At 47.7% G+C, this 12,690-nt stretch carries 12 protein-coding genes; all 12 read left to right on the top strand.

Annotated features, from left to right (window positions below):
• The first annotated feature begins 2 nt into the window (after window positions 1-2).
• Genes fliP through LDO05_RS12035 form a run of 12 tightly spaced genes read left to right on the top strand, consistent with a single transcriptional unit; the run spans window position 3 to window position 12,489 of the window.
• Entirely contained in the window at window positions 3-761 is a 759-nt protein-coding gene (fliP, locus tag LDO05_RS12090) for a flagellar type III secretion system pore protein FliP (protein ID WP_251375643.1), read from the top strand.
• Window positions 762-813: 52 nt separating this feature from the next.
• Entirely contained in the window at window positions 814-1,083 is a 270-nt protein-coding gene (gene fliQ, locus LDO05_RS12085) for a flagellar biosynthesis protein FliQ (protein WP_251375642.1), read from the top strand.
• An 11-nt stretch (window positions 1,084-1,094) separates the two neighbouring features.
• On the top strand, window positions 1,095-1,883 hold the full coding sequence (fliR, locus tag LDO05_RS12080) for a flagellar biosynthetic protein FliR (protein ID WP_251378710.1): 789 nt from the start codon (window positions 1,095-1,097) through the stop codon (window positions 1,881-1,883).
• A gap of 16 nt (window positions 1,884-1,899) precedes the next feature.
• A complete protein-coding gene (flhB, locus tag LDO05_RS12075) occupies window positions 1,900-2,988 on the top strand; it encodes a flagellar biosynthesis protein FlhB (protein WP_251375641.1) in 1,089 nt (362 codons plus the stop codon).
• A gap of 24 nt (window positions 2,989-3,012) precedes the next feature.
• The gene (gene flhA / locus LDO05_RS12070; RefSeq protein WP_251375640.1) at window positions 3,013-5,046 is read left to right on the top strand and encodes a flagellar biosynthesis protein FlhA; all 2,034 of its coding nucleotides are present in this window, start codon (window positions 3,013-3,015) and stop codon (window positions 5,044-5,046) included.
• Window positions 5,043-6,350 (top strand): flagellar biosynthesis GTPase FlhF, encoded by a 1,308-nt coding sequence (gene flhF, locus LDO05_RS12065; RefSeq protein ID WP_251375639.1) that lies wholly within the window; start codon window positions 5,043-5,045, stop codon window positions 6,348-6,350. Before flhA ends, flhF begins: the two co-directional genes overlap by 4 nt.
• Window positions 6,347-7,231, top strand: coding sequence for a MinD/ParA family protein (locus tag LDO05_RS12060; protein WP_251375638.1), 885 nt, complete (start codon window positions 6,347-6,349; stop codon window positions 7,229-7,231). Before flhF ends, LDO05_RS12060 begins: the two co-directional genes overlap by 4 nt.
• A gap of 31 nt (window positions 7,232-7,262) precedes the next feature.
• A complete protein-coding gene (locus tag LDO05_RS12055; RefSeq protein ID WP_251375637.1) occupies window positions 7,263-8,741 on the top strand; it encodes a protein-glutamate methylesterase/protein-glutamine glutaminase in 1,479 nt (492 codons plus the stop codon).
• A 31-nt stretch (window positions 8,742-8,772) separates the two neighbouring features.
• Window positions 8,773-10,854, top strand: a complete 2,082-nt coding sequence (locus tag LDO05_RS12050) for a chemotaxis protein CheA (RefSeq protein ID WP_251375636.1) — start codon at window positions 8,773-8,775, stop codon at window positions 10,852-10,854.
• A 53-nt stretch (window positions 10,855-10,907) separates the two neighbouring features.
• Window positions 10,908-11,369: a chemotaxis protein CheW gene (locus tag LDO05_RS12045; protein ID WP_127199678.1), complete on the top strand. Its 462-nt coding sequence runs from the start codon at window positions 10,908-10,910 to the stop codon at window positions 11,367-11,369.
• A gap of 36 nt (window positions 11,370-11,405) precedes the next feature.
• Window positions 11,406-11,999: a chemotaxis protein CheC gene (locus LDO05_RS12040; protein ID WP_481857060.1), complete on the top strand. Its 594-nt coding sequence runs from the start codon at window positions 11,406-11,408 to the stop codon at window positions 11,997-11,999.
• On the top strand, window positions 11,992-12,489 hold the full coding sequence (locus LDO05_RS12035; protein WP_251375634.1) for a chemotaxis protein CheD: 498 nt from the start codon (window positions 11,992-11,994) through the stop codon (window positions 12,487-12,489). The genes LDO05_RS12040 and LDO05_RS12035 overlap by 8 nt, the downstream gene beginning before the upstream one ends.
• Window positions 12,490-12,690 lie beyond the last annotated feature (201 nt).

Genomic DNA, 12,690 nt, shown 5'->3' with positions numbered 1-12,690 from the left:
CAATGAAGAAAAAGGTCGTTATTGCCGCTTTACTTATGATGCTTATAAGCGTTTTTTCTACTACTATAGCTTCAGCCGCTGATCCCATACCGAATATCAGTGTACAGGTCGGGGACTCAGACGGGAGCAAGCCTAGTACAAGCTCTCTTTCCATCCTATTGCTCATTACTATACTCAGTGTGGCTCCGGCCATACTGGTATTAATGACAAGCTTCACCCGGATCGTTATTGTTCTTGGATTTGTACGCAGTGCGTTAGGTACTCAGCAGATGCCGCCTAACCAGGTGCTTGTGGGTCTCGCATTATTCTTAACGCTGTTCGTGATGAGCCCAACATTGTCACAGATTAATGATGTTGCTCTTCAACCTTACTTAAAAGGTGAACTTACTCAGACTGCAGCTCTTGAGAAGGCAGCTGTGCCGATGAAGAAATTCATGTATACCCACACCAGGAATAAGGATCTGCAGCTGTTCATGAGCTATACGAAGACAGAGAAGCCACAAAGTTACGAGGATCTCCCGATAACAGTTCTTGTTCCGGCTTATGCTATCAGTGAACTGAAGACTGCGTTTCAAATGGGATTTATGATATTTATACCTTTTCTAATTATAGATATGGTAGTCTCGAGTACGCTTATGGCGATGGGGATGATGATGCTTCCTCCGGTAATGATCTCATTGCCATTTAAGATTTTGCTATTTGTGCTTGTAGACGGGTGGTATTTGGTCGTCAAGTCTCTGCTGGCGAGCTTTGGCACATGACAAGTGTTGTTGTACCGGCGTGTGTCACACTAAGAGAACAAGGGGGACGGTTATGAGTTCGGAGTTTATTATAGGGTTGGCCGGACAAGCCGTTTATATTGTTTTGGAAGTCAGTGCGCCGATGCTGATTCTAGGCTTGGTGGTAGGTTTGGTAATTAGTATATTCCAAGCAACCACCCAGATCCAGGAGCAGACACTTGCATTCGTTCCAAAAATTGTTGCTGTCCTGTTGGCGCTCTTGTTGTTCGGTCCTTGGATATTAACTACACTGGTTGATTTCACCTCTGGAATATTAAGTAACTTATCCAGTTATATCGGTTAGCCAGCATGAACATGGATCTGTTGCTGCAGGGGTTTTCTGTTTTTTTGCTTATCTTTTGTCGAATCACATCGTTTTTTGTGGTAGCTCCTATCTTTGCATCACGCTCGGTGCCGACAACGTTCAAAGTTGGTTTGTCCGCAATGATTGCGTTAATTGTCTATCTGGTCAGTGGAATTACAGAGACCGTACCGGTGGACTTAAGTTATTTTCTATTTATTCTCCGGGAAATATTAATTGGATTATTAATGGGTTATGTTGCTACTCTTATGTTTTCGGTCATTCAAATGGCAGGCGCTTTTATTGACCTGCAAATTGGGTTCAGTATAGCCAATGTTATTGATCCAATGACAGGGGCGTCTGCCCCAATGATCAGTAATTTCAAATATATGATAGCCACACTGCTGTTCTTAAGTATTAATGGTCATCATTATCTGCTTCAAGCCATCATGCGAAGCTATAACTGGATTCCATTGAGCAATGATTTTTTCAGCCGGATTTATAGTGGTAACTTGTCTGAATTCCTGCTTAGGACGTTCAGCGAGTCGTTCGTTCTGGCATTTCAGATGTCCGCTCCGCTTGTAGTCGCTTTGTTCTTAACAGATGTAGCCTTAGGATTTCTGGCGAAGACGGCGCCGCAGTTCAACGTGTTTGTTATTGGCGTACCGCTGAAGATTATTGTAGGCCTGCTTCTGCTCCTGCTGCTTATGCCAAGTCTAATCTATGCATTTGAGTATTTGTTCCAGGTGATGTTCAAGTCGCTTGAGAACCTGATGGGAGCGATAGGTCAAAGACCGGGTTAAGCAAGGAGGGAATTAATTGCAGTACAGGTATGCACTCAACCTGCAGCTATTCGCTGACGACAAGACAGAGAAGGCAACGCCGAAGAAACGGCAGGATGCGCGCAAAAAGGGTCAGGTAGCCAAAAGTATGGATATATCGGCAGCGTTGATCCTGCTTACTTCCTTTCTGTGTATGATGGCTTTTGGAGGCTTTCTCAAGACCAGGATGATATCCCTGTATACCGACATATTCATTAATCGGTTATCCATGGACGTTACCCAGGAGAATGTAATGGTCCTGCTCGGCGATTATGGTGTGCAAATTCTGCTTATGCTCGCGCCCGTGTTCGTGGTAGTCATATTGGTAGGACTGGTAGCGAACTATGCGCAAATCGGCTTTATGCTTAACGGGGAAGGGTTAACACCGAAGTTTAGCAAGCTGGATCCAATAAAAGGCTTTAAAAATATTTTCTCTATGAAAGCGTTCGTAGAGTTTCTGAAATCGATACTCAAACTAACCGTAATCAGTTATCTGGTATACACAACCATCTGGGGGGCAAGAGGCGATATTGCCAAGCTTGGTCAGCTTCCGGTGGAGGACACATTTTCTTTTGCGGTACAATTAACTGTTAGTCTGGGAATCAAGACAGCAGTCGGGTTGTTCATTCTAGCAATCCTGGATTATATATATCAGAAATATGAGCATGAGAAGAGCTTGAAGATGTCAAAACAGGACATCAAGGATGAATATAAGAAAATGGAAGGCGATCCGCAGATTAAAGGGAAAATCCGGGAAAGACAGCGTCATATGGCCATGCAGCGTATGATGCAGGAAGTACCCAAAGCGGACGTGATTATTACGAACCCGACTCACTTCGCGGTAGCGTTGAAGTATGACGGTACTCAGATGGAGGCGCCTCAAGTTGTTGCTAAAGGACAGGATTTCGTTGCTCTTCGAATTAGGGAGATTGCGAAAGATAATGGGGTTACAATTATGGAAAACAAGCCGCTGGCACGAGCTTTATTTCAGCGATCAGAGATCGGGGACAGTGTTCCCGCTGATCTGTTCCAAGCCGTTGCTGAAGTGTTGGCCTATGTATATAAGCTTAAAGGGAAAGTCAAATAATTCGGGTTGGGAGGCGGGGTATGAATGAAAATTAAAGATATTTCTATACTGCTCGGAATCATTGGTATTGTCATGATGATGATCCTCCCAATCCCCAGCTGGCTGCTGGATATTCTTCTCGTTATTAATATTTCACTGGCTATGATGATTCTCCTGGTAGCCATGAATACCAGAGAGGCTTTGCAGTTCTCGATCTTTCCAGCGATGCTGCTGATCACGACCTTGTTCCGTTTGGCACTTAACGTGTCTACAACCAAGTTGATTCTTGGACAGGGTGAGGCGGGACACGTGGTTGCAACCTTCGGAAGCTGGGTATCGCAGGGACAGCCTGTAGTCGGCTTTATCGTGTTCCTGATCCTCGTTGTCGTTCAGTTTATTGTTATTACGAAAGGCTCTGAACGTGTTGCAGAGGTAGGCGCACGCTTCACGCTGGATGCGATGCCAGGTAAGCAGATGAGTATTGATGCTGACTTGAACGCAGGCCTTATCAATGAACAGCAGGCAAGAGAACGCCGCCGCAAAATAGAACGTGAAGCTGACTTCTACGGGGCTATGGACGGGGCGAGTAAGTTTGTAAAAGGAGACGCCATCGCAGGCATTATCATTCTCGTCATCAACCTGATTGGTGGATTCATCATCGGAGTGGCGATGCACGGAAAACCTTTTATGGAAGCATTATCGACGTATTCCCTCCTTACCATCGGGGATGGTCTGGTCAGTCAAATCCCGGCTCTGCTTATCTCGACATCAGCGGGTCTAATTGTAACCCGTGCTTCTTCCGAAGGGAATCTGGCAGATGACATCACCGGCCAGCTCTTTACTTATCCGAAATTAATCTACATTGTCGCTGGAACGATCAGCGCGCTTGGATTATTCACACCTATTGGAATCATATCAACACTGCCACTTGCAGGCCTGCTGGGTTATGCGGCTTGGCGGATGCAGAACAATATGAACCAACGCCAGGTTGCCCAGGAGCAGGAGGAGGAGGAGCAGCAGATCGAAGAGGTGCGCAGCCCAGAAAGTGTGATTAACCTTCTTCAGGTGGATCCTATTGAGTTTGAGTTCGGATATGGGCTTATACCACTGGCAGACACTCAGCAGGGCGGGGATTTGCTTGACCGGATTATTATGATTCGCAGACAGTGTGCACTGGAAATGGGGCTTGTCGTACCCGTCATTCGGATTCGTGACAATATTCAGCTTAGACCGAATGAATATGTGATAAAAATCAAGGGAAATACGGTAGGCGGCGGGGAGCTGCTGCTTAACCATTACCTGGCAATGAGCCCCGGATATGAAGATGATTCGATTACCGGAATAGAGACCCAGGAGCCAGCCTTCGGACTTCCGGCTCTCTGGATTGATGAACCTACTAAGGAACGTGCTGAATTATCCGGATATACGGTCGTTGATCCGCCTTCCGTTGTAGCTACACACTTAACTGAAATGATCAAGAGACATGCTCATGAACTGCTTGGCCGTCAGGAGACGAAGACGCTTATCGACAATCTCAGGGACAACTATCCTATTCTCGTGGATGACCTTATCCCGTCTGTCCTCTCCGTAGGGGATGTGCAGAAGGTTCTCGCGAAGCTGCTTCGGGAGAAGATTTCTATTCGTGATATGGTTACGATATTCGAGACTCTCGCCGATTACGGCACCTACACGAAAGATCCGGATGTGCTCACGGAATATGTAAGACAGGCGCTCTCAAGACAGATCACCCAGCAATTCACCCAGAACGGGGAGACAATGCGGGTAATTACCGTAGGTCCAACTCTTGAGAAGAAGATTGCGGAAAGTGTTCAGCAATCAGATCAAGGCAGCTACCTGGCTCTTGATCCAATATCCACACAGACGGTATATCAGAAGCTGACCGAACAGATTAATAGACTTATCCAGTCAGGCCAACAGCCGATTGTTCTAACATCTCCGACGATTCGAATGTACTTGCGCCAGGTCATTGAGCGGACGATGCAGGACATCCCGGTTCTGTCATATAGTGAACTGGAGCCGAATGTTGAAATTCAAAGTGTCGGAGTGGTGAATCTATGAGAGTAAAGAGATATATTGTCGAGACTATGCCCGACGCGATGCAGAAGATTAGAACCGAGCTTGGCAAGGATGCTGTAATTCTGAGTACCAAGGAAATGAAGATCGGCGGGTTCCTTGGGATGTTCCAGAAGAAGAGGATTGAGGTTATTGCGGCTACAGAATCGGGTGAACCGGCTGCTCAGCAGCCTGAGAACCACAAGGCGCGTCAAGCCGTGTATCCTGCTCCTGTAGCAAGAGCAAGTGTGCCGGAAGCTTACCGGAAATCCGCTCAGCTTGCAGTAGATGAACGACAAGAAAAGCTGCCTAGTGCAACTGCAACAGCCGAAGTGACAGAGCAGCGGCAGGTAGAGGCAGTGGCTGAGGATTTACCTATACAAGATACTATACGGTCAGCACCTGTAGCAGCCAAAGAGACTTCAGCAGTTAACAAGGATGAGCGTTTATTTGAAGAGATACAGCAGATGAAAGTCATGATGAGCAAGCTTGCTTCCCGTGATAACGGAGAACCTGAGCTTCCCCAATCTTTGCTCGAAATCCAGCATCGTCTCACTGAGCAGGGAGTCTCATCCGAACTAGTTGAAGATTGGATTTCCAAGGCTTATCTGCATTGGACGGATGACAGCGCGCTAGATGAAGGTGTTGCATCAAGACTCGTTCAGGAGCAGATTCAAGCTTTTCTGGACGGTAGAATTGGAACCGGGATTTCGGACAGCACCCGAATTGTGTATATTGCCGGGCCTACCGGGGTAGGCAAGACGACAACGATTGCGAAGCTTGCGGCTGACCAGATTTTTCGCAGGCAAAAGAAAGTCGGCTTCATAACAGCAGACACTTACCGGATCTCCGCAATCGAGCAGCTGAGAACCTATGCCTCGATTCTAAATGTGCCCATTGAGGTGGTTCAATCGCCAGGCGATGTGCACCGTGCAGTGCAGCGGTTCCAGCATTGCGATCTTATTTTTATGGATACGGCAGGGCGCAATTACTTGAATGAGCTGTTCGTTGCCGAGCTGCATAGCCTGCTGAACCGGGACGAACAAAGTGAGACTTATCTGGTGTTAAGCCTTACTTCCAAGAGCAGAGATATGAGGACGATCACTGAGAACTTCAGCCGCTTTGGACTGGACAAGGTTATCTTCACCAAACTGGATGAGACAGATACCTGCGGGCCTTTATTTAACCTGATTCATGAGTATCCGCTTGAGCTGTCATACTTGACCAATGGGCAAAATGTTCCGGATGACCTGCTCACCGCCACACCCGATCTGCTGATTCGAGAGCTTATGGGAGAGCGGACACAATGAACGATCAGGCTGAATCTCTTAGACAACTAGTATCGTCCATGGAGCAGCAGGAACAACCCAAGGCCCCGGGAAGTGCGCGAATTATTACAGTCAGCAGTGGAAAAGGGGGAGTTGGCAAGTCCAATTTTACATTGAACTTCGCCCTTGCCTTAAAGGCTCTTAACAAGAAGGTTCTACTATTTGACGCAGACATCGGAATGGCGAATATTGATGTGTTAATGGGAGTAAGGCCGAGGTATAGTCTCTATCATTTATTAAAAGGTGAGAAGAATATACGCGAGATCATGGAGCAGGGAATTGATTCGCTTCCTTTTATTCCAGGAGGATCCGGCCTGGCTGATCTGTTCACGTTATCGGATTCAGACCTGAACTACTTCACAGAGCAAATTGAAGAAATCTCGGGTGAAATGGACTATATCATTTTTGATACAGGTGCCGGATTGTCGAAGGAAACTTTAAAGTTTATTACCGCAGCAGATGAGTGCCTGGTTGTAACCACACCTGAACCAACCTCAATCACCGATGCCTATGCGCTTATTAAAGTGGTTGGCGGTATGGATGAGGTAGTTCCTTTCCAGTTAATGATTAACCGGGTCGAGAATGAGAGGGAAGCACGGCAGGTCGCTGACAAAATATCTCTGGTTGCTCGAAAATTCCTGGATATTGAAATTCCCATGCTTGGGTATTTGAGTGATGATCATCATGTGGTTCAAGCTGTGAAAAAACAAGTTCCTTTTACTGTAGCTTATCCTAACTGTAATGCATCACGTGATATTCACAAACTGGCCGCCAACTATATTGCGAAGGGCATGATTCAAGATACAGGTACCTTGACGGGAATCAAAGGATTTTTACACAAATGGTTAAGACGGACAAAATGATTCTTGATGATAGGAACAGGAGGAACAAAACATGAGGCCTTATCGCATTCTGGTAGTTGACGATTCGGCGTTTATGCGAAAGATAATTTCCGATTTGATCGAACAGGATCCCCTGCTCAAAGTAGAGGGTACAGCTCAAAACGGGAAAGAAGCCATTGAGCTCATTGCCCAACTACAGCCTGATCTAGTAACGATGGATGTGGAGATGCCGGAAATGAATGGTCTTGAAGCGCTTCGGAAGATTATGGCGGACAAGCCAATCCCGGTCATTATGCTGTCTGGTATTAATGAAGAGGGGATGAGGGAGACCATTATGGCTCTTGAGCTTGGGGCCTTCGACTTCATTCGCAAGCCATCGTTAACGACAAGCTCACAGGGAATTGACGAAGTTGGGCAGGCGCTCCGGGAGAAGATTGCCACGGCGATGCAAGCTCAGGAACGTAGGGAAGCACGAATAGAAGCTGATTCTGGGAAAGCTGCCACCACGAGAGCACTTCCTGAGCCGTCTCCGCTTCCACTTACACCACCTGCCAAAGTGATGCCGAAAGATAAAGGCAGCGAAGGAAAGCCGTCTGCTGACCATCTGGAACAGGCCACGGTCAAGCCGCAGACTAAGCCTGCGGATACACACCAGAGCAAGCTCCGGAACAGGCCGCTGCGGAGTGTATCCGAAGCGCCGGATCTGAGGGGCGGTCCTTTGGACAAAGACAAGGCTGGAATGTCAGGTAGAGCAGTTCCCAAGTCACCCCAAGCTCCGAAGATCCAGCCAGGCACAAGCACAGAGGAGCGGCTGCCACAATCCAGCAGGCCACCAGCGGCAGGCGATGTGGCAAGGGTTAAGACGAATGGTGTTGTTCACGATAGTAAGACACCGGAACGGGAACCGGCTGGTAGACAAGACAGCAGACCCGCAAGTCTTCATCGTACGGGTACTTATACCGATATTGTAGCTATAGGATGTTCGACCGGAGGTCCAAGGGCACTCAAGACCCTGCTGGAACAGATTCCGGCGGACTTTCCAGCACCTATTGTCATTGTTCAGCATATGCCGCCTAACTTCACACACTCACTCGCTCAGCGGCTTAACAGCTTGAGTCCGCTGCATGTAGTTGAAGCCGAAGAGGGCATGGAGATCAAAAAGGGCTGGGCATATATCGCCCCGGGTGGATATCACATCACGGTTAAGCCATCCAGCGGTGGCGGATACCGGATCGAGTTGAATAAGGATGAGCTGCGCAATGGTCATAGACCTTCTGCGGATGTCTTGTACGAGTCCCTCCAGCCTTTGGAGTCCCTCAAGCGGCACATAGTTCTGCTGACGGGCATGGGAAGCGATGGGGCGAGAGTCATGAAGCGGTTGTATGATGCGGGAGTGACCTCCACCTTTGCAGAAAGTGAAGAAACCTGTGTGGTTTATGGAATGCCGCGATCCGCGGTGGAATTGAAATGTGTGAGTCATGTGTTACCGCTTCATGATATTGCGCCAAAGCTAGTACAAGTAGTGAAATAACGGGAAGTTATCCTTGAGGAGGTGTCTCACCATGGACATGAATCAATATTTATCCATGTTTATTGATGAGTCAAATGATCATCTGCAATCGTTAAATGAGAAAATGCTGGAGCTTGAGGACAACCCGGAAGATATATCTATCGTTCAGGTTATTTTTAGATCTGCACATACCTTGAAGGGTATGGCTGCCACTATGGGATTCGAGGATCTCGCGTCTCTGACACACCAAATGGAGAATGTGCTTGACCTTGTGCGCAACGACAAGCTGAAGATGCAGGATTTTATATTCGACACCTTGTTTAAAGGCCTTGATGCCCTGCAATCGATGGTTCAGGATATTACCCAGGGTGGGGAAGGTAAAGAGGATGTCACGTCCATCGTTGCCAACCTTCAGGCCATAGTCAGAGGGGAGAATCCCTTGGCGTCTGCCCCTGCAGCCGCATCCACGGTTAAGGCTAATACAGGAGAGAATCCGCTCCAGCTGGATGAGTTCCAGTACTCTGTATTGGAACAGTCTATAACAGAAGGTCACCAGGTTCTATTTATCGATGTGGCTATTCGTGATGACTGCCAGCTTAAAGCAGTAAGAGCCTATATGGTATTTGACCTTCTTGAACGATTTGGTGAAGTGGTGAAATCACACCCAACCGTACAGGATATCGAACAAGAGAAGTTCGATCGTAGTTTCTCGCTCTACTACATAACACAAAAAGATGCGTCTGAGCTGGAAAGTATGATTATGAATGTTTCTGAAATTGGCAGTGCCAAAGTAATTGTTCTGGACGTGGAATCTCTCAAGCAAATTTCTCAAAGCGGTGCTTCTGAGACGGCTGCGGCCGTAGAGACTCCGGCAGCTCCAGCAGCTCCAGCGGCAGCTCCTTCTGCCCCGACTGGCTCCGGCGTGCCAGCTCCCAAAACAGCGCAGGCTGCAGATGCCCCAGTGCGTAAAGCTGCGGCAGCTCCCTCAAGAACGATTCGTGTGGACATTGATCGGTTAGATGTACTTATGAATCTGTTCAGCGAGCTGCTGATTGACCGGGTTCGGTTAGAGCAGCTTGCCGGTGAGATTAAGAGAACGGAATTGACCGAGACGGTTGAACATATGAGCCGGGTCAGCACTGACCTGCAGAATATTGTTCTTAAGCTGCGCATGGTTCCTGTTGACACGGTGTTCAATCGCTTCCCTCGTATGGTAAGAGATTTGGCGAAGTCTCTGAACAAGAAGATTGACCTTGTTATTTTGGGTGCGGAGACCGAGCTGGACCGCACGGTTATTGATGAGATCGGCGACCCGCTGGTTCACCTTTTGCGAAATGCCGTTGACCATGGTGTTGAGACAACCGCTGACCGCGCTGCAGCTGGCAAGCCGGAGACAGGTACAATTCAGCTCCGCGCCTTCCATAGCGGCAACCATGTATTCATTGAGATTGAAGATGACGGATACGGGGTTAACCGGGAGAAGGTAGCTGCCAAAGCGGTCAAGAACGGAGTTGTCTCGTCTGAGGAGGCAAGCTCGCTTACGGATGATGAGGTGGCTCAGCTGCTATTTGCTCCAGGCTTTAGTACAGCTGAGGTTATATCGGATATTTCAGGCCGGGGAGTTGGACTTGATGTCGTGAAGACCAAAATCGAGTCACTTGGTGGTACGGTGCTCATTACTTCCAAATGGGGTCAAGGTACCAAGTTCTCAGTACAGCTTCCGCTCACACTTTCGATCATTTCAGCTATGCTGATCAAGCTTGGAAGCGAGAAATATGCGATTCCTCTATCGTCCATTGTAGAGACGGGGATGATCAAGCGCAGTCAAATCCGCTCCCTGCATGGATACACGATGGTTCCATACCGGGATGCGCACATTCCGCTGCTTTCACTGGCGAATATATTCGATGTGGCTGACTTTGACGAGACCGCGGAAGAAGAGACAGAAATTGTCGTGATTCGCAAGGGCGATCGTCTGGCCGCCTTAACCGTTGAGGAGTTTATCGGCCAGAACGAAATTGTTATCAAAAATCTTGGGAAGTATCTTCCTTCCATTCCGGGGGTTGCCGGTGCGACGATACTGGGTGATGGACAGGTTGCTCTTATCATAGATCCTAATACTTTCATCAAGTAGCAAGCAGGTAGTAAGCTTCAATTATTGCGGATAACCATTTAGGAGGAGTTACAATGGGACAAGACATCAAAGTTATCGTGTTCAAACTCGGGGAAGAAGAATACGGAATTGAAGTAGATAAGGTGCAGACAATCGAACGGATCTTACCGATTACCCGTGTGCCCAAGACTTTTGCATTCGTGAAAGGGGTTATTAACCTACGTGGTGTAGTTATTCCAGTCATTGATCTGCGCGGCCGCTTTGGGCTGCCTGAAGCTGAGTTCACAGAACAAAGCCGCATTATCATTGTGGCAGCAGAGGAATTAGAGGTTGGATTCATTGTAGATTCCGCCAACGATGTTATCGATTTGAACACGGATATCATTGATTCCCCGCCAGAGGTAGTTGGAGGAATTAAAGCTAAGTACCTGGATGGAGTGGCCCGTATCTCCGAAGAACGGCTGCTGATTATGCTTAATTTATCAGAAGTGCTGAACAGAAATGAGATTATTCAATTAGAAAGTTTAGAGGGCTAAACTGTGGACTTGTTCAAGGACTATGCGGAATTTAAAATGGATATTTTGAAAGAAATCGGAAATATCGGAGCAGGTAACGCCGCCACTGCATTGTCCTGCTTGCTGGACAAGCCGATCGACATGGCCGTGCCGAAGGTGCAAATGCTTCCATTCGAAGCGATTGCCGAGAGAGTTGGCGGCGCAGAGAAGATCGTGCTGGCTATCTTCTTTCGGGTGGAAGGAGATGCCCCGGGTAACCTGTTCTTCATTCTTAGTCCGGAAGCGGCGAAGAAGCTGCTGAGAAGATTTGCTTATCTGACTGTGGATGACGAGGAAGAATTCACAGAAATGGAATGGTCAGCCCTGTCCGAAATCGGGAATATTCTGGCGGGTTCCTATCTGTCCTCACTCGCTGATTTTACACGTCTATCATTGTCTCCTACGGTGCCTGCGCTAGCAATAGATATGGCTGGAGCGATTCTAAGCTATGGACTTTTACAGTTCGGTGAAATGGGTGACGATGCATTATTGATAGATACAACCTTTATCGAAGGACAGCAGGAGGTGGAAGGTCAGTTTTTCCTGATCCCAGATCCTGAATCCTTTGACCAAATTTTCACCGCGCTGGGAGTGCCGAAGAATCATGATTGATCAACAGCGTATTATCAAAGTGGGAATGGCCGAGCTTGATGTGATCGAGAAGGAAGGACTTATCCGTACAACAGGGCTGGGTTCCTGTGTGGGGGTAACCCTCTACGACCCACACGTTAAGGTCGGCGCGTTAGCCCATGTCATGCTTCCTTCCTCAGAGATAGCCCGTGAGGGAGCACTCAACATAGCGAAATACGCGGATACCGCTGTTCCTGCGATCTACCAGAAAGTGATATCCCTTGGTGCGTCTCCCAAACGCCTGGTGGCTAAGATGGCCGGCGGTTCACAGATGTTCAGTTTTGCTGGTAAAGGAGACGCTCTCCGGATTGGCCCTCGAAATGTTGAGTCCTGCAAGGCGAGACTGAATGAGCTCGGCGTGCCTATCATTGGGGAGGACACAGGAGGAAATTACGGCCGTACGATAGAAATGGATTGTGAAACGGGTATATTATTCATACGCAGTGTACAAATGGGTAAAAAGGAACTATAGCCATGGCTGGAAAAATAAGGTTTAACTGGTTGTTTGGAGCAATAGGATTTATACTTACATTTATAGTATCTTTCAGCAACAATATATTAACGACTAGCTTAATACGCAGCTGTATAGCATTTATAGTTTGGTTTATATTGGCTTTTGCCCTCAGATGGTTACTCGGATTTCTTCGTACAGCTCCTTCTAACCCCGATTACT

The organism is Paenibacillus sp. YPG26, assembly GCF_023704175.1.
Classification (GTDB): Bacteria; Bacillota; Bacilli; order Paenibacillales; family Paenibacillaceae; genus Fontibacillus.
This window is presented reverse-complemented; position numbering and strand designations above follow the sequence as displayed.

Bases quoted from the DNA above. Each gene is read 5' to 3' on its own strand.
- fliP (WP_251375643.1), top strand. From the start codon at position 3: ATGAAGAAAAAGGTCGTTATTGCCGCTTTACTTATGATGCTTATAAGC.
- fliQ (WP_251375642.1), top strand. From the start codon at position 814: ATGAGTTCGGAGTTTATTATAGGGTTGGCCGGACAAGCCGTTTATATT.
- fliR (WP_251378710.1), top strand. From the start codon at position 1,095: ATGGATCTGTTGCTGCAGGGGTTTTCTGTTTTTTTGCTTATCTTTTGT.
- flhA (WP_251375640.1), top strand. From the start codon at position 3,013: ATGAAAATTAAAGATATTTCTATACTGCTCGGAATCATTGGTATTGTC.
- flhF (WP_251375639.1), top strand. From the start codon at position 5,043: ATGAGAGTAAAGAGATATATTGTCGAGACTATGCCCGACGCGATGCAG.
- LDO05_RS12060 (WP_251375638.1), top strand. From the start codon at position 6,347: ATGAACGATCAGGCTGAATCTCTTAGACAACTAGTATCGTCCATGGAG.
- LDO05_RS12055 (WP_251375637.1), top strand. From the start codon at position 7,263: ATGAGGCCTTATCGCATTCTGGTAGTTGACGATTCGGCGTTTATGCGA.
- LDO05_RS12050 (WP_251375636.1), top strand. From the start codon at position 8,773: ATGGACATGAATCAATATTTATCCATGTTTATTGATGAGTCAAATGAT.
- LDO05_RS12045 (WP_127199678.1), top strand. From the start codon at position 10,908: ATGGGACAAGACATCAAAGTTATCGTGTTCAAACTCGGGGAAGAAGAA.
- LDO05_RS12040 (WP_481857060.1), top strand. From the start codon at position 11,406: ATGGATATTTTGAAAGAAATCGGAAATATCGGAGCAGGTAACGCCGCC.
- LDO05_RS12035 (WP_251375634.1), top strand. From the start codon at position 11,992: ATGATTGATCAACAGCGTATTATCAAAGTGGGAATGGCCGAGCTTGAT.